15 protein-coding genes and 1 pseudogene are annotated in these 15,890 nt (G+C 50.6%); 9 read left to right on the top strand and 7 right to left on the bottom strand.

The window, feature by feature from the left end:
* Positions 1-89: 89 nt before the first annotated feature.
* The 3 genes from uxuR (at position 90) to OOJ59_RS09525 (ending at position 2,899) form a co-directional block, all read left to right on the top strand.
* The gene (gene uxuR, locus OOJ59_RS09535; RefSeq protein WP_160955318.1) at positions 90-863 is read left to right on the top strand and encodes a Uxu operon transcriptional regulator; all 774 of its coding nucleotides are present in this window, start codon (positions 90-92) and stop codon (positions 861-863) included.
* Positions 864-1,490: 627 nt separating this feature from the next.
* A complete protein-coding gene (locus OOJ59_RS09530) occupies positions 1,491-1,703 on the top strand; it encodes a hypothetical protein (RefSeq protein WP_370602398.1) in 213 nt (70 codons plus the stop codon).
* A gap of 188 nt (positions 1,704-1,891) precedes the next feature.
* On the top strand, positions 1,892-2,899 hold the full coding sequence (locus OOJ59_RS09525; RefSeq protein ID WP_069324131.1) for a porin: 1,008 nt from the start codon (positions 1,892-1,894) through the stop codon (positions 2,897-2,899).
* Positions 2,900-3,224: 325 nt separating this feature from the next.
* Here OOJ59_RS09525 and OOJ59_RS09520 read toward each other — a convergent pair.
* The 3 genes and pseudogenes from OOJ59_RS09520 to OOJ59_RS09510 form a co-directional block, all read right to left on the bottom strand.
* Positions 3,225-3,383 (bottom strand): annotated as a pseudogene (locus tag OOJ59_RS09520) (MFS transporter); the annotation flags it as partial.
* Positions 3,379-4,659 carry a DUF445 domain-containing protein gene (locus tag OOJ59_RS09515; protein WP_160955847.1) on the bottom strand — a complete coding sequence of 427 codons (1,281 nt, stop codon included), beginning with the start codon at positions 4,657-4,659 and terminating at the stop codon, positions 3,379-3,381. The pseudogene OOJ59_RS09520 and the gene OOJ59_RS09515, both read right to left, overlap by 5 nt.
* Before the next feature lie 75 nt (positions 4,660-4,734).
* Entirely contained in the window at positions 4,735-5,661 is a 927-nt protein-coding gene (locus OOJ59_RS09510; RefSeq protein ID WP_069324129.1) for a LysR family transcriptional regulator, read from the bottom strand.
* A 219-nt stretch (positions 5,662-5,880) separates the two neighbouring features.
* Here OOJ59_RS09510 and OOJ59_RS09505 point away from each other — a divergent pair, with 219 nt between their 5' ends.
* The 3 genes from OOJ59_RS09505 (at position 5,881) to OOJ59_RS09495 (ending at position 9,135) form a co-directional block, all read left to right on the top strand.
* Complete coding sequence (locus OOJ59_RS09505; protein WP_038636908.1) at positions 5,881-7,113, top strand: dicarboxylate/amino acid:cation symporter; 1,233 nt, start codon at positions 5,881-5,883, stop codon at positions 7,111-7,113.
* Positions 7,114-7,144: 31 nt separating this feature from the next.
* Complete coding sequence (gene metC, locus OOJ59_RS09500) at positions 7,145-8,335, top strand: cystathionine beta-lyase (protein ID WP_038636913.1); 1,191 nt, start codon at positions 7,145-7,147, stop codon at positions 8,333-8,335.
* Positions 8,336-8,574: 239 nt separating this feature from the next.
* Entirely contained in the window at positions 8,575-9,135 is a 561-nt protein-coding gene (locus OOJ59_RS09495) for a YagU family protein (protein WP_038636914.1), read from the top strand.
* Positions 9,136-9,219: 84 nt separating this feature from the next.
* On the opposite strand, the gene mdtM is transcribed toward OOJ59_RS09495, so the two are convergent.
* The 3 genes from mdtM to OOJ59_RS09480 all read right to left on the bottom strand — a co-directional run bounded on the left by mdtM (position 9,220) and on the right by OOJ59_RS09480 (position 12,301).
* Entirely contained in the window at positions 9,220-10,461 is a 1,242-nt protein-coding gene (gene mdtM, locus OOJ59_RS09490) for a multidrug efflux MFS transporter MdtM (RefSeq protein WP_038636916.1), read from the bottom strand.
* A 325-nt stretch (positions 10,462-10,786) separates the two neighbouring features.
* Entirely contained in the window at positions 10,787-11,437 is a 651-nt protein-coding gene (locus OOJ59_RS09485; RefSeq protein ID WP_085048372.1) for a LysE family translocator, read from the bottom strand.
* Positions 11,438-11,485: 48 nt separating this feature from the next.
* Entirely contained in the window at positions 11,486-12,301 is an 816-nt protein-coding gene (locus OOJ59_RS09480) for an AraC family transcriptional regulator (protein ID WP_038636922.1), read from the bottom strand.
* 230 nt (positions 12,302-12,531) lie between these two features.
* Between OOJ59_RS09480 and OOJ59_RS09475 the strand changes: the two genes are divergently transcribed.
* Positions 12,532-13,494, top strand: coding sequence for an Rpn family recombination-promoting nuclease/putative transposase (locus OOJ59_RS09475; RefSeq protein ID WP_160955846.1), 963 nt, complete (start codon positions 12,532-12,534; stop codon positions 13,492-13,494).
* A gap of 26 nt (positions 13,495-13,520) precedes the next feature.
* On the opposite strand, the gene OOJ59_RS09470 is transcribed toward OOJ59_RS09475, so the two are convergent.
* A complete protein-coding gene (locus OOJ59_RS09470; RefSeq protein ID WP_069324124.1) occupies positions 13,521-14,933 on the bottom strand; it encodes an aminotransferase-like domain-containing protein in 1,413 nt (470 codons plus the stop codon).
* A 176-nt stretch (positions 14,934-15,109) separates the two neighbouring features.
* Here OOJ59_RS09470 and OOJ59_RS09465 point away from each other — a divergent pair, with 176 nt between their 5' ends.
* Positions 15,110-15,274: a DUF1127 domain-containing protein gene (locus tag OOJ59_RS09465; protein WP_069324123.1), complete on the top strand. Its 165-nt coding sequence runs from the start codon at positions 15,110-15,112 to the stop codon at positions 15,272-15,274.
* A 148-nt stretch (positions 15,275-15,422) separates the two neighbouring features.
* Positions 15,423-15,887, top strand: a complete 465-nt coding sequence (locus OOJ59_RS09460; RefSeq protein ID WP_137346800.1) for a MarR family winged helix-turn-helix transcriptional regulator — start codon at positions 15,423-15,425, stop codon at positions 15,885-15,887.
* The last annotated feature ends 3 nt before the right edge of the window (positions 15,888-15,890 follow it).

The raw sequence follows: 15,890 nt of genomic DNA, 5'->3' as shown, positions 1-15,890 counted from the left end.
CCCGTTTTCTGTTTTTGACTTGCCGCAAATGCTATAGTTCGATACCTATTCACCGTATCTGATTACACGCTTCTGACGGACATAACACGATGAAATCGAACACTTCTCAACAAAGACCCTACCAGGAAGTGGGTGCCATGATCCGCGATCTGATTGTCCAGACGCCGTACCAGCCCGGTGAGCGTTTGCCGCCGGAGCGTGAAATTGCTGAAATGCTTAATGTCACTCGTACGGTGGTGCGCGAAGCATTAATCATGCTGGAAATTAAAGGACTGGTGGACGTGCGTCGTGGCGCCGGAATCTACGTGCTCGACAATACGGATGCGCAGAGTATCGACAGTACGGATGTAAATCACTGCAACGATGCCGGTCCGTTTGAACTGCTGCAGGCGCGCCAGTTGCTGGAAAGCAACATCGCTGAATTTGCCGCGCTGCAGGCCACTCGCGAAGACATCGTCAAAATGCGTCAGGCGTTGCAACTGGAAGAGCGTGAGCTGGCCTCCAGCGAACCGAATGGATCAGAAAGCGGTGACATGCAGTTTCATCTGGCGATTGCTGAAGCCACGCATAACAGCATGCTGGTGGAGTTATTTCGCCAGTCATGGCAGTGGCGTGAGAACAACCCGATGTGGATCCAGCTTCATAGCCACCTCGATGATACTCATTACCGTAAAGAGTGGATGGTCGACCACAAGCAGATCCTGGCGGCGTTAATTAAAAAGGACGCCCGCGCGGCGAAGCTGGCAATGTGGCAGCATCTGGAAAACGTCAAACAACGGCTGTTGGAATTTTCAAATGTCGATGATATCGACTTTGATGGCTATCTGTTCGAGTCCTGGCCGCTGGATAAAGTTAACGCCTAATTTCGCTTCTTCAGCCACACGGACAGCTTCGGTCCGTGTGGTACTTTCCCTCGTGATTATTCCCCTTTTATCGTGCTGAATTGGACATAAAAATTTTGTCTGGCGCCTCAGCCGGGATTTTTTCGCCGTCTTTACACGGCGTAAATTGATTTATATCAATTAAAAACAACTTAATTTTGCATGCGAAAAAATGGGTTATTTACCTTATTTTTACCTTTTCGTGCTTATTTTTAGACAAAACAGGTCAGCATTAAGTGAGAATCAAAGTGATTCCGGCAGTGGTTTGGGTAGAACCGCTTTGCATAACAGTACATAAAAACAAGCAGTTCGCATAAAAGTAGACATTAATAACGGTATGTAACTTATTGGCTGTAATGATGTTTTGATTGAGTGTAATAATTCGTGTCAATGCTTCATGCGTTTTTAATCAAATGAATAAAAATGAATATATGTAAAGTTAAAATTACACATTATTCTATAAACAAGTTATCTTTCACTTGAAATATCGTTCCATTTTACCTCGCTTTATTAACAGTTTTATTACGATTGTGAATATTTTTTACCGTTGACATGTTTTTACACTGACTGCATATTTCATCGCCATAAGCGTCTTATTGCGTTCAGGAGATGATGACGATGCCTTCTCGAGATTATCCCGATATCCGAAAAGCCAGGGGTACCCGATCTAAAGATATGGTTCTTTTAAGTGCCCGTGTTGATAATTCTCTGTGGGAATATGTCCGAACGCTGGCATTTGAAACGCGAAAAAGTAAACAAGATATTATCGCTGAGGCGTTAATGCTACATCGCTCTATTAACCAGGGCGAGAATCAAGAGTAAACCTGGCTGACCTTATTCCGGATTTTGAATGAAATCTGAGTAGTGAATTATTTATTGCCACTTCATTATTGCCTTTATTGGTGTGTTTTTGATTTCTCCCCTTGGTATTCAGGGGGCTTTTTTATGAGGACTTTCTGCCTTCATAACAAAGTTGATAGCAAAATTCACAATTAAAAGTGAGTAAAAATATGAAAAAGTCAGCAGTGGTATTAGCAGTGATGGCATTAGGCATCACTTCCGCTCATGCAGCGGAAATTTATAATAAAGATGGCAACAAACTTGATTTGTACGGCAAAGTAAAAGCGGTCCACTCCTGGACTGACGGCACCGATGCTGACGGCACCTACGCACGTCTGGGTTTTCGCGGTGAGACTCAAATCAACGATCAACTGACTGGCTATGGTCAGTTTGAAAGTCAGTTTGATGCCGCTAAAGCAGAAGGTTCTCAGAATGGTGTTAATACACGTCTGGCGTTTGCTGGTCTGGATTATGGCCATGACGTTAGCTTTGACTACGGTCGTAACTACGGTATCGCTTACGACGTGGGAGCTTACACTGACACTCTTTCAGAGTTCGGCGGTGACTCCTATGAAAATACTGACCGCTTCCTTACTACACGCACTTCTGGCGTTGCAACACTCCGCACCAAAAATCTGTTTGGTGCCGTTGATGGCCTGAGCCTTGGCGCGCAATATCAGGGTCAGGATGATACCGATAAGGATCCAACGAAACAGCATGGCAATGGCTACGGCTTCTCCCTGGGCTACGATAATATCGCCGATTCCGGCGTGTCTGCGATTGCGGCCTACACCACCAGTTCTGTGACTGCTCAGCAGAAACAGAATGGTTGGGATGGCGAAAACGCAGAGTTCTGGGGTGCTGGCCTGAAGTATGATGCTAACGCCATCTACGTAGCGACGATGTATGGTGAGTCCCACAACCTGATTCAGGATGCGGACAAAGCTGAGCACTTTGAAGCGATGGCTGCGTATGTGTTTGATTTTGGTCTGCGTCCGAACGTGGCTTATGTCCATACGCGTGACAACAATAATAATGACCTGACCGAATATGTGGCGCTGGGTACGGACTACTACTTCAACAAAAATATGGTTGCTGATGTAGGTTATAAAATTAACCTGCTTGATGGCGCTGACGGCGACAACCAGGTTGTTGCGGGTCTGACCTATCAGTTCTAATTTGTTGTGATAATATGTAAAAGGCGTCTTTTGTAAGACGCCTTTTTTACATCTGCCTGCTTTTAAAGGAGCAAATTAAACCGATCAGGATTATTAATACGCGTGATTTTTTTAAACCAGAATATATGTGTTTTCTGAAGATGGTGTTGATGTTGAATTAACATGTCCATTTTTACGCATTTTAAAGTGAGTTTATAAATTTCCTGATGAGTATATTGTTGGTTATTTATGCATTTATTAAATGTTGACATTAAATAACGGACTGGTTTGAATAGACCTGGTAATGAATTTATACCCTTTTAGGGTTAGCGAATCGCTGTTTATATCATTGCGTGAGGCTGATAATCGCAGCAATAACCAACACAACGGCACCACGCAGCGTGGCGTTAATGATGGCCTGAGCGCCGCTTCCCAGCAGATTAATATTGCGCGGCACGCTAAGTTGACGGGCGAGGGGCACCACCAGCGAGGTGGTCCCCTTAAAGATTCGCCAGCGTCAGCAGGGAAGGAATTTGCGACAGCAGATATAACAGCAGCCCAATAGAACCGCCGACCAGCGTGCCGTTGACGCGAATAAACTGCAAATCTTTGCCAATGTTTAGCTCAATTTGCTGTGACATATCGCGCGCATCCCAGCTTTTCACCGTGTCGCTAATGTGGCGCGTCAGGAAGGCGGCGAACTCCGGCGCAACCTTATGCGCGGCCTGCTCCAGATGCCCATTCAATGAAGCGCGCAGGGCGCTGTCGGCAACCAGCGTTTCACCGAACCACTGCCCGGCATTGGCAATGCGCTGCTTCACGCGAGAATCATCGGCGTTGATATCGGTTTTCAGCCACTGACGCAGGTCTGCCCACAGCTCGCCGAGATAACGGTTGAAGGCTTCGTCTTCTTTCAGATAGCTTTTGAGGCTTTCCGCTCGCACGGCCATTTCCGGATCGTGTTTGAGCTTATCGATGAGCTTAAACGTCGCGCGATCGAAGGCGCGGCGGATCTGATGGGCGCGATCGTGGCTGATGTCATCCAGCAAAGAATTTACGGCGTCAGAAACCAGTTCGGCGCTGTGCTCGCCCAGCCATTCGGTCGGCAGGATCTTCGCTTTCAGCGGATGTTCGGTCTCCAGCCAGTGCACGATCTGCCGGGCGATAAATGCCCGCGAGCTATCGCGTTGTAACAGAGAGATCAGTTGGGCGATCAGCGTGTCGAGCAGCACCTGATGGCGATTGTTTTTGGTCATGCTTTCCAGCATCAATGCGCTGGTTTCAGAGAGATCAATTTTATCGATGGCCTTGTGCACTGCCCGCTTGATCAGCCGCTGAATGCGGGCGTCGTCGGTCAGTTCGAGAAAACCGCTCATAATTTGCAGCAGGTGCTGGCCGATACGTCGGGCGTTTTCCGGCTGGCTGAACCAGTTCCCGATCAACAGCGCCGGTTCATGGCGGCGGATCAGCGCGACCAGGGACTGAGTGTCGAGAAATTTTTCCTGCACAAACTGACCGAGATTTTCCCCGATCCGATCCTTATTGCGCGGGATAATCGCCGTATGTTGCGAGATAAAAGGGATCGGCACCCGGCGAAAAAGCGCCACCACGGCAAACCAGTCCGCCAGTGCGCCGACCATCGCCGCTTCAGCGATCGCTTTGATTCCGAGCACCCAGAAGTTAGGCGGCAGAAACAGCGTGATAACGAAAGTGGCGGCGGCAATCAGCAGCAATGAGAGCGCCAGTCGTTTGGCGCGTTTGAGTTCAGCAATTTTATTCATAGGCTTAAGAATAGAGCCAGACGACAGGATCGTGCAAAAAATGTGGTGCGGCCCTCGTTTTTAGGCGACCAGATCTTACTCCGGGATCCAGTTGTCCCAGGCAGGTAAGGGACCGAGTTCCGCTACCAGAAAATCGATAAACGATCGCACCTTCGGATTGCTGTACTTGCTGGGAAAGTACAGCGCGTACAGGGCGTGAGTTTCGCAGGTGATGGTGCCGTCGAGCATCAGCGGCGTTATCTCTTCTTTTTGAATATGGTCGCCAATCAGGTAGGTCGGCAAATACGCCACGCCCTGATCTTCCAGTACCGACTTCAGCAATACCAGACTGCTATTGGCCTGGATCGGCATATGCAGTTTGAGCTGATGCAGACGATCCTGTTCATCAGCCACTTTCAGCACTGGCGTGAGACCCGGATACACCAGGCAATCATGGTTGACCAGATCGCTGCGGCGCTGGGGCATGCCTTTTTTGGCAAGGTAGCCGGGTGAGGCGCAGTACGCCCAGCGTACAGGCACCAACTTGCGCATGGCATAGTTCTGCGGCGGCGCGGTAGAAATGCGCAGAGCGATGTCGAAATCCGTTTCGTTCAGATTCACGAAGTTATCGTTGAGATCGATATATAAATTCACATCCGGGAACTGAGCGCGATATTTATCCACCAGGTTCACCAGTCGGGAATAACCAAACGCAATTGAGCAGGTTATACGTAATTCACCCTGTGGACTGTGGTAATAACCGGAAGTGGTATTCAGCGTTTCATCGAATTCTTTCAAAAGCTTATTAGCGCGGTTGAAGAGATATTGCCCGGCGTCGGTCAGGGTAATACTGCGGGTGGTGCGTTTAATTAACGTCGTCCCCAGCGTGTCTTCCATCGCGGCCAGGCTTTTACTGACCGCAGACGGCGAGACATTGAGCTGCGCCGCGGCTTCTGACAGCCCCCCGCAATCGACGATTTTCGTAAAAAATTCCAGATGCTTGAGTGAAATCGGCGTACTCATAGTTTCCTTTAATTCACAAGTGATTTGCAAAAACGGTACGAATAGGCCGTTACATTCGGCTTTTAAACATGCAACTATTGAATCACAGGAAACAACTTACTGGCAAAATGAAAAAATAACAACTTAGGTGAGTTACGTCACAAAATAACAGGAGGCGCAACGGCAACTCATCACATTGTGAATTTAATCTCATTAATTATTATTCTAAAGGTACCGATTATGTGGTCACGACTCGAACCCTACAGATCGTCGATTATTTTATTAGTTGCTCTGGTGATTGGCGGCTTATTAGGTATTTATGCCCCATCGTTAGCAGGTAAACTCCAGCCAATAGGTCAGATATTCTTAAACCTGTTATTTATGATTATTGTGCCGCTGGTGGGGATCAGCGTTATGTCTTCGATCGCCAGTATGACCGACCTGAAAAGGCTGGGACGCATTATGGCGATTATCTTTATTGTTTCGATCGCGATGGCCTTTATTCCGGCGGCCGGGATCGTCGCGCTGGCGCTCTGGTATAACCCGGCGCAGGGCGTCACTATCGATCTCTCGCAGTCCGTGCAGGCGGGCAGCGGCAAGATGGATTTTGTGAGCATGATTACCACCAGCGACTTTATTGGACTGTTTTCTAAGTCCAATATCCTGGCGCTGATCGTGATGGCGATCATTGCGGGTGTGGCGATTGGCCAATCGGATCAGGCTGGGAAACGCATTGCCTCACTGCTGGAAGATGCCAACACGGTGATCATGAAGATCGTCTCAATCATCATGAAGGTTGCGCCGATTGGTCTGGGCTGCTACTTCGCCGCCACCATGGCCAGCCAGGACTCTGCTCTGCTGCTAACCTTTGCCCGCGCCATTGGCCTGTTTATGGTTGCTACGCTGGTCTACTTTGTTTTTGGCTCTATTCTCTATTCGTACATTGGCGGCGGTATTCCGGCGGTGAAAGCCTTTTGGCGTAACGCGATTGAACCCTCTGCAACCGCGCTGGGGACCTGTTCTTCGCTGGGTACGCTCCCGGTGACGCTGCGCGCCGGTAAAGCGATGGGGATCAACCCGGAAATCGTTGATGTCTCCATTCCGCTGCTGGTGAACCTGAATAAAGGCGGCGTGGCGATGATAGCCGCACTGAAAATTGTCTTTATCTATTCCGTGCTGGGTATGGAGTTCACCACCGAAACCTTCTTCCTGACGATGCTGATTGCGGTGCTCTCCGCCATTATCGTCGGCGGCGTACCCGGTGGGGCGTTCCTTGGCGAGATCTTTATCGTCACCACGTTGGGTCTGCCGATGGAAGCGATCCCGATGCTGGTGGTACTGGGCACCATTACCGATGCGCCAGCTACATTGATTAACGTCATCCATGATTTGAATGCGGCACAGATTGTCGAACGGTTCGCTGGAAAAAAGCAGACCAACACTGAAATAAACTCTACTGCTGCGGTGGTATAGGTTTTCACACGGATTAAGAACAGGAGAAGTTATGAAAGACGCTATGAAGCTTGAAACGCATCTGGTCGTTGCTGGTCGCGACAAACGCTATACCCAGGGAGCGGTGAATCCGGTGATCCAACGCGCCTCTTCGCTGGTGTTCGATACCGTGAAGGATAAGAAATTTGCCACCGCCAACCGTGCTAACGGCGAACTGTTTTACGGTCGTCGCGGAACCTATACGCATTTTGCCTTTCAGAAAGCCATGAGTGAGCTGGAAGGCGGTGTCGGCTGCGCGCTGTATCCGTGTGGAGCAGCAGCGGTGACCAATGCGATTCTGGCGTTCGTCCAAAGCGGCGATCATATTTTGATGACGGGCGCAGCCTACGAGCCAACTCAGGATTTTTGCAATAAGATCCTGAGTAAATTTAACGTGGAAACAACGTATTACGATCCGTTGATTGGGGCTGGGATCGTTGATCTTCTGCGTCCGGAAACGAAGGTGGTGTTCCTCGAATCACCAAGTTCTATCACGATGGAAGTCCAGGATGTACCGGGAATGGTGAAGGCTATCCGCGCGGTGAATCCGGAGATTGTCATTATGATCGACAATACCTGGGCAGCGGGTGTTCTCTTCAAAGCACTGGATTTCGGGGTGGATATTTCCATTCAGGCAGGAACCAAGTACACCATAGGCCATTCGGATGGCATGCTGGGAACGGCGGTGTCTAACGCCCGCTGCTGGGACCGTTTGCGAGAGAACTCCTATCTGATGGGGCAAACGCTGGATGCCGACACAGCCTACAACGGTAGCCGCGGATTACGTACGCTGGCGGTACGTCTGAAGCAGCATCAGGAGAGCAGTATTCACATTGCTCGCTGGCTGTCGGCAAGGCCGGAAGTGGCGCGGGTGAATCATCCTGCATTAGCGGAATGTCCGGGACACGAGTATTTTCAACGTGACTTTGCCGGAAGCTCAGGCCTGTTCTCGTTTGTGCTGAAAAAGAGACTGACCGACGAGCAGATGGCGAATTTCCTCGATAATTTCTCGCTGTTCCATATGGCCTATTCTTGGGGCGGTTTTGAGTCACTCATTCTGGCGAATCAACCGGAAGAGCTGAACAGCATTCGCCCGGCCGGAGAGGTTGATTTCAGCGGCACGCTGGTCAGGGTGCATATTGGTCTGGAAGATGTTGACGATCTGATTGCCGATCTGGAAGCGGGGTTTGCGCGCATCGCGTGAGGTGACAGACTCGCTGCCGGATGGCGTTGATCCTTATCCGGCCTACGTAAGCCAGTAGGCCGGATAAAACGCCTGCATGACATACGCGGTGACGTTATATTTACAATCAAATTAACTCATAATTAGTCATTTTAGATCATTTTTTATCAAAGATAATCTTAATCACAATTTTTATCATCACTCCTGGATAGCATAGTTACTGATTTTTAGGGTTACTGGCACAGAGGGGATGATGAGTTATGAAGCTGAAAGATTTATTCACGAGGACACCAACTGAACGCCGCCATTATGGCGTTGCCGTGTTAGTCGGCATCGTGTCTGGCGTACTTTCTGCATTTGTTAAGTGGGGGGCCGAAGTTCCACTTCCACCCAGGACATTTTCTCTGGGAAGAAATGAGTTTAATCCTCCGTACCTTTTTCTCAGAGACTATTTGGGGATTGATCCCACGCAAACGGTCTATACCTTTTCTGAACATGTGATTAATCCGGTTATGGTTACGCACATCATATTTTCATTAGTGTTTGCAGTCGGGTATTGCGTTGCAGCTGAAATTTTTCCAAAAGTTAAACTTTGGCAGGGGGTACTGGCAGGTTTAATCGTGACGGTGGCAGTTCATGGCATCTTCATTCCCGCACTACATCTTTCGCCGCCCTTGTCTCAGCTGCCATTTGATGAATATGTGTCGGAAATTATTGGGCATATTTTCTGGTTTTGGGTCATTGAAATGATTCGCCGCGACCTGCGTAATCGGATCACGCATGAACCCGATGCGGAAGTTCCGTTATCTCTCGTCAGATGATTAAAAGTAGATGCACTATGATGGATTGCCCCCGACCGCTAAACACAATATCAGTGTTCACGAATGGGGGCAGTTCGTAGAAGGTTAACTCTCTGCGGCTAATGCGGTTGCCTCATGCTGACGTACGCGCTTCAGTAAGCCTGCCAGCGTGAACACGACGGCAATACCTGCCACCACCGCCAGCAGATGAAACGAAATCCTGCCGCCGTTGAACCATAACCAACGCCCAATTTCGACAGAAACCGCCATCACCGTCAGGATCACCATATTCAACGACGCCGAAACCGTACCCTTCGGTAAGTTGTTGGAAAATAGTGTAAAGCGGAATAACGTTGGGAAGATCATTCCAATGCCAAACGCATACAGGCTGGTCCCCAGTACTGACCACAACCACACGTGCGGCCACAGTAAATTGCCAGCAATCAATACCGCCAGCCCGCTCAACTGAATGGGAACCGCTCGCCAGATAAAGCGTGGCCGGGTCGGATCCTTCACGAAGCGGACGACCACCATATTGGCGACGATCACCGCGCCAAACACCGGCGCCTGCGCCCAGGCAAACTGGGATGTGGTCATGCCGCCAGCATCAATGAGGATCACCGGTGAGACTGCCACCCAACTCATCATCGGGATATAGCTCAACGACAGCGTGGCTGCGCCAAACAGGAACACCCGGTTGCGGAAAACGTCGCGAAAATCACGTAAGACGCTGCGCGCACTGAACGGCACCGCGCCACGCTGGACGGTTTCTGGCATTGCTAACGTGAGTCCAATGAGTGCGATAAGCCCCATGACGGCGATAATGGCAAACAAGATCTTCCAGTGTACAAAATGCATCAGCGCGGCTCCGGAAAGCGGGCCGATAACCGGCGCCACCAGCACAATGGAGGTGATTACCGCCATCAGCTTAATAGCCTTTGTTTGCCCAAATGCCTCCTGCACCGTGACATAGCCGACGGTGGCGATAAAACAGATGCTGGTGCCCTGCACAAAACGGGCGACCAGAAATTGCGTCATCGAGGTGGTGAACAATGTGGCAGCGCAGGCGAGCGTAAAAATTAGCGCTCCCGCAATCAGTACCGGACGGCGGCCAATCCGATCGGAAAGCGGTCCTAACAACCATTGCAGCGCCATACCACCAGCCAGATAGAGACTGACCGCTGCGGGCGCCAGACTGACATCGGCGTTGAAATCGCGTACGACATTAATGATGCCGGGCTGGATCAAGTCCGTCGACAGATAGGCGGCGAAATCATACAAAATCAACGCAATAGGAAAAAATAGCGTCGTAGCGCGTTGGGAGAAAAACGCGAGAATCCGTTGCATAAAACAGCTCCTTGTCGGGAGAAAACCCTCAACGGGAATAACGAAATTCAATACCGTCTTTAAGACGTCAGGCCGATGACAGAATAAAAGCAGACTGCAAATGTACTGAATTTCATGTAATCAAAAACGCTGTCGGCGTGAAGCGCAAACAGGAGAAACGCTCACTAACGCAGGGTCAGAAAGCGTAACGATTACAGGTAACAATCAGCACATCGCACCTCAAGAAGAGTAAGTTGAACGGGTAGCAACCATTTGCAGTGTAATGTGGATTGGATATTAATTAAACGAGTTTATCCGGTTTATTTGCAGAAAATCGCCACGTTTATCAGAGTAAGATGTTTTGCAAAAAACGCAGCGCGATGGCACAACCGAAGATGATCAGTACGCCACCGGCGATACGCTCTACCCACAATATCCCTCTGGTTAAGCGTCGCTGGATCTGCGGTAAACCGATGAACATGACGATCAGCAGATCCCAGAACAGCACCACGCTGGTCATCCATATCCCGCTCATGCTTTGTTGCAGCAACGTCACCGACGGGCCGAGCAGGGCGGTCATTAGCGCCAGATAAAACAACGCATTTTTAGGGTTGAGTAGTGACGAAGCTAACCCCAGCAGCAGCTGTTTGCCAAACCCTGGACAGGTCGACTGGGCGTCTGCTCCGGTCAGTGTTTGTGGGCGGCTGCGTATCAGCAGGCTGCCAATCCACAATAAATAGAGTGCGCCCAATAGCTCAATAACTGTAAACAGCAGAGGAAGCTGACGCAGGATCCCCCAACCGATAATCGCCAGCAGGATATACAGCCCGTTGCCGATGGCGATCCCCACGCACAGCCCGGCGCTGCCGCGCATCCGGTAACGTACGGCATAGCCCACCAGTAAAAAGAAGTCCGGACCCGGGCTAAGGAGTGCGACAAAATGCGCCAGCGCCAGCGCGGGAAACGCAGACGGAAAAAGTTCAGCAAGCAGTGACATAGTGACCTCAGAGAAGGAATCCGAGTTCACCCTACGCCTAATGCCGCGCTAATTATTGTCTGATATTGATCGTCCTAATGCATACTGACGCGGTGTAGCCGCGGTGTAGCGCACAAAAGTGCGATGGAAATGGCTCTGGTCGGCAAACCCGCTCTGGTAGCCAACATCCGCAATTTCGTCCCCGGCCCGCAGCCGCTGGCGGGCATAGTTAACTCTCAGGATATTCAGATAACTCCCCGGCGTCAGGCCGGTGTCCTGCTTAAAGTTACGGATCAGCGTCTCTTTACGCATGTGGCATTCATAAGCCAGATCGTCCAGCGAGGGGGGCGCAAACAAACAGGACTGCAACCGTTCACGCAGATACGCGCTGGCAGCGCTAAGGTTTTCCGCTTTTACCGATTGCAACGGCAGCGAGCGCAGCAGTGCCTGCGCGGCATCGGTTATCTGTGTCGTTTGTTGCCGCTGCATGAGCGCCACGAGGCGCAAATAGCGCTGGAATAATTGCGGATCGCGGATAACGGGAGTGCGTGGGTAAAGCTGCTGATTGCTGCTCAGCGCAGGCAGATGGGCCAGACACCATCGGGCATCAAGATAGAGCATATGGTAACTGCGAAACCGCCCATTCACAGGGTTACAGCTGTGAGGTGCCAGCGATGGGATCACAATGAGGTCGCCTGAGCTCAGGAGGTATTCTTTGCCATCACACTGGCAGCACGTCTCACCTTCAAGAATCGCTCCAACCGAGAGCTGAGAATGATGATGACGTTTATAGGCTTGATGACTACGCCAGGTGCTGCGCAGTTCCAGCCACGGCAACTGCGCGTCACGCCAGAACGATTGTGGAATATCCCGGGTATGCGTCACATCTCGCCCTCCATGAAAGTGATGATTTGTTATAGCACAGGGCGTGCGATGAAAAAGCGGGAATGTATATTGAGGTCGTGATTCTGCGTGATACGTTCCAGATAAATGCGGACGTTACAAAGGGACGTTTTTATCTCTGAAATCGCCTCGCAAAGAGAGAAAGTTGCAGGTGAGGGTGTGGTTTACCAGCGCTACATTCACGGCATCTTATTCCCAGGTGACGGATCGCCATGAGTAAAGCAACGACTTCTACCCCGCATGATGCGGTCTTTAAAACGTTTTTACGTCATCCAGAGACCGCACGGGATTTTCTGCAAATACATCTTCCTGTTTCACTATGCGAACTTTGTGACCTTCAGACGCTGAAACTCGAGTCCGATAGTTTCATTGAAGAGAATTTACGCGCGTCCTATTCCGACGTGCTTTGGTCGGTGAAAACGACGGAAGGGGATGGATATATTTATGTAGTGATTGAACACCAGAGCACACCGGATGCACATATGGCATTCCGGTTGATGCGCTATGCGGTTGCGGCCATGCAGAAACACTTAGATGCCGGGCACCAGCAATTGCCGCTGGTGGTGCCGATGCTGTTTTATCACGGCGCTAAAAGTCCATACCCCTGGACGCTGTGCTGGCTGGACGAGTTTGCGAACCCGAAGTTGGCGCGTCAGCTGTATACTGCGGCGTTTCCACTGGTGGATATTACAGTCATACCGGATGATGAAATTGTACAGCATCGGCGTATGGCACTGCTGGAGTTAATTCAAAAACACATCCGTCAGCGCGATCTTATGGGGCTTGTTGAACAAATTGTTTCCCTGCTACTTACTGGACTGACTAATGACAGCCAGATAAAGACGCTGTTTAATTATATTTTGCAAACTGGCGATGCACCTCGATTCAGTGAGTTTATTCGTGGGGTCGCTGAACGTTCACCGCAGCATAAGGAGCATTTGATGACGATCGCGGAAAGATTGCATGAGGCAGGTTTTCAAAAAGGATGGCTAAAAGGTCTGCAGGAAGGTAAACAAGAAGGTAAACAGGAAGGTAAACAAGAAGGGCTGATAGAGGGGCAGCGAACTGAGGCGCTCCGTATTGCTTGCACCATGCTGGCAGGTGGCATCGATATCAGCACGGTACAAAAAATTACCCGACTTTCCGCTGAGGATATCCAGGGGTTAAGCCACTAGACAGAGGCGAAGCCGGGTATACCGACTTACTCTATCGCCACCTTTACCGCCTCGCCGAGCTTTTGCATGACTTCCCGATGCTTCTCGTCTGGCGGCAACGCACAATTGATGCGTACGCAGTTGCGGTATTTACCGGATGCGGAGAATAGCGAGCCAGGCGCGACCTGGATTTTCAGGCGACAGAGCTGTTTGGCGACGCAGACCATATCGACCTGCTGTGGTAATTCAACCCACAGCATAAAGCCACCTTTCGGCCGGGTGACGCAGATCCCACAGGGGAAATATTCCCGTACCCAGCAGGTATAGATCTCCATATTCCGCTGGTAGATCTGACGCATACGGCGAACATGACGATGATAATGCCCCTCGCGCACGAAGGTGGCGGCCGCCAGCTGTGTAGCAGGAACGTTAGTGCCGATGACGGCATATTTCATGTGCAGAAATTTATCATGATAACGACCGGGAATAACCCAACCGACGCGCAATCCCGGCGCCACGGATTTGGTAAATGAGCTGCACAGTAGCACCCGACCGTCGCTGTCCCAGGAATGGATTGTGCGCGGACGTGGATATTCTGTAGCCAGCTCTCCGTACACATCATCTTCAAAAATAACAATATCGTGCTGCTGGGCGAGGGCGAGCACAGCGCGTTTACGCGCATCCGGCATAATAAAGCCGAGCGGGTTGTTGCAGTTAGGAACCAGGATCACCCCTTTAATCGGCCACTGATCCAGCGCCAGTTCCAGCGCTTCAATGCTGATCCCGGCATCTGGATCGGTCGGGATCTCAATAACTTTGATCCCTAATCCGCGCAGCAGCTGCATTGTGCCGTAGTAGGCGGGAGATTCAACGGCGACAATATCTCCAGGCTGGCAGACCGTTAGCAGCGCCAGCGACATTCCGCTCTGGCTGCCATTAGTGATCACAATATCATCCGCATTGACGATCGAACCGCCGTCCAGCATGAGCCGGGCAATCTGTTGACGCAATTCCCGACAACCAGGTAATTCATCGTAGCCCAGAACTGCCTTGAGATTATGCTGCGCCACGCGGCTGAGTTCGCGCCACAGTGGCTTCAGGCTGGGTTGATTGATATCGGGCACGCCACTGCTAAAAGGGATTATCGATTTGTCCGCATGACCTGCCAGCATGTCCAGCACCTGATCCCACTGGGTTATCTCGACCGGACGCTGCACCGGACGCGACATCGGCGGCACCGGCGGTTGTGCTTTTTGTGGCGCGACAAAATAACCGGAACGCGGCTGCGGCGTGATCAGCTGTAGTTGTTCCAGCGTCTGATAGGCCTGCTGGACGGTACTGATACTGACCCCATGCTCCTGACTCAGGCTGCGCACCGAAGGCAATTTTTCGCCATGGCGATACAGCCCCTGCTCAATGCGTTCGGCCAGCAGATTGGCCAGATGTTGGTAACGCGTCATGCTGTATCCCTCATGGGTACCATACAGATAAAAAAACCAGTACAGATTGGCGTGAAAAAAGCGATGCAGAACTCTTTTTAACCAATCTGTATGTTAAATAAAAGTACTTTGTGAGTCTGTATTGTTCAGGCCCAAATCCGTGAAGATAAAGCCTCTGGCAAGGCGGGAGGCAAGGTATGGAATTTCATGAGAATAAAGCAAAGCAGCCGTTCATTGGGTTTGTACTGATCTGGCGGGCATACAAAGCATGGCGGCTACGGGCGCAAACTCGGTGTCTGTTGCAACAGATGAGCGATGAGCGGCTGCGTGACGTCGGGCTGCGACGCGATCAGGTGGAGTAATTATTTTCTATCGACAGAGGCCGGGTGTTAGCGCATTCGGCCTCTTTTATATTCACGGTGTTTATCAATTTATGCTTGTTGATAGTCTGTTTCTTGATACTTACCCTGATAAGTATTATTTTCTTCTCAGCAATGAGGAAAAAGAAACATGACTGAAGATGAACTGTTTGCCCGCCGTCCGATGGGGATGCGCATGGCGATGGTGGTACGCCAGTGGCGGGCCATTATTGATGCTGCCATCACCGATACAGGCCTGACGCAATCAAGCTGGACGGTATTGATGCAGCTGTATCAACTGGGAGACAACGTCTCGGTCAGTGAACTGGCCCAGGTGCAGGGCATTGAACTGCCGCCGCTGATGCGTACCCTCACGCTACTGGAAAAGCAGGGCTACCTGCTGCGTTCCACATCGCCTTATGACAAACGCATCCGACTGTTAACGCTGACCGCGCAGGGCCGCACAAGGCTTGAAGTACTTAACCGGGTGATTGAGACATACCAGCATCGCGTCACCTGTACCATTCCTGAAGCGGAGCTTGCCGCCTTCAGCGCGACGTTAAATCAAATCGCCTGCAATTTGCGGACAATCCGCGAAGAAGACAATCAACATTAAAAA

Source organism: Citrobacter sp. W9 (genome assembly GCF_026719375.1).
GTDB lineage: Bacteria > Pseudomonadota > Gammaproteobacteria > Enterobacterales > Enterobacteriaceae > Citrobacter > Citrobacter werkmanii.
This window is presented reverse-complemented; position numbering and strand designations above follow the sequence as displayed.

Bases quoted from the DNA above. Each gene is read 5' to 3' on its own strand.
- uxuR (WP_160955318.1), top strand. From the start codon at position 90: ATGAAATCGAACACTTCTCAACAAAGACCCTACCAGGAAGTGGGTGCC.
- OOJ59_RS09530 (WP_370602398.1), top strand. From the start codon at position 1,491: ATGATGACGATGCCTTCTCGAGATTATCCCGATATCCGAAAAGCCAGG.
- OOJ59_RS09525 (WP_069324131.1), top strand. From the start codon at position 1,892: ATGAAAAAGTCAGCAGTGGTATTAGCAGTGATGGCATTAGGCATCACT.
- OOJ59_RS09515 (WP_160955847.1), bottom strand. From the start codon at position 4,659: ATGAATAAAATTGCTGAACTCAAACGCGCCAAACGACTGGCGCTCTCA.
- OOJ59_RS09510 (WP_069324129.1), bottom strand. From the start codon at position 5,661: ATGAGTACGCCGATTTCACTCAAGCATCTGGAATTTTTTACGAAAATC.
- OOJ59_RS09505 (WP_038636908.1), top strand. From the start codon at position 5,881: ATGTGGTCACGACTCGAACCCTACAGATCGTCGATTATTTTATTAGTT.
- metC (WP_038636913.1), top strand. From the start codon at position 7,145: ATGAAAGACGCTATGAAGCTTGAAACGCATCTGGTCGTTGCTGGTCGC.
- OOJ59_RS09495 (WP_038636914.1), top strand. From the start codon at position 8,575: ATGAAGCTGAAAGATTTATTCACGAGGACACCAACTGAACGCCGCCAT.
- mdtM (WP_038636916.1), bottom strand. From the start codon at position 10,461: ATGCAACGGATTCTCGCGTTTTTCTCCCAACGCGCTACGACGCTATTT.
- OOJ59_RS09485 (WP_085048372.1), bottom strand. From the start codon at position 11,437: ATGTCACTGCTTGCTGAACTTTTTCCGTCTGCGTTTCCCGCGCTGGCG.
- OOJ59_RS09475 (WP_160955846.1), top strand. From the start codon at position 12,532: ATGAGTAAAGCAACGACTTCTACCCCGCATGATGCGGTCTTTAAAACG.
- OOJ59_RS09470 (WP_069324124.1), bottom strand. From the start codon at position 14,933: ATGACGCGTTACCAACATCTGGCCAATCTGCTGGCCGAACGCATTGAG.
- OOJ59_RS09465 (WP_069324123.1), top strand. From the start codon at position 15,110: ATGGAATTTCATGAGAATAAAGCAAAGCAGCCGTTCATTGGGTTTGTA.
- OOJ59_RS09460 (WP_137346800.1), top strand. From the start codon at position 15,423: ATGACTGAAGATGAACTGTTTGCCCGCCGTCCGATGGGGATGCGCATG.